This is a genomic window from Achromobacter sp. D7-1, from assembly GCF_059760445.1.
The window spans coordinates 1-208 of sequence record NZ_JCBAMT010000191.1; the positions used below are offsets into that span (position 1 = coordinate 1).

Here is a 208-nt window from a genome sequence, read left to right on the forward strand (position 1 = left end):
TTGATGGTGACCGTGATGGTGGTGGTGCTGACGTCGCCGTCGGCGTCCTTGATCGTGTAGGTGAAGGTGTCCTTGAGCTGCTGGCCATCGAGCAGCGCGTTGACGCGCGGGTCGTTGTTGTTCAGCTCATAGGTGTAGGAGCCGTCGGCCTTGAGGACGATCTTGCCGTACTCGCCGTTGACTGCGGTGTTGACGTTGCCGTTGACGT

The 208-nt window shown here is 60.1% G+C and carries 1 protein-coding gene; it reads right to left on the reverse strand.

Annotation, left to right across the window (positions count from 1 at the left end; translation table 11 throughout):
* Positions 1–208, reverse strand: a 208-nt coding sequence (locus AC6LKD_RS32730) for a cadherin-like domain-containing protein (protein ID WP_498118555.1), incomplete at both ends; no start/stop codon positions are given.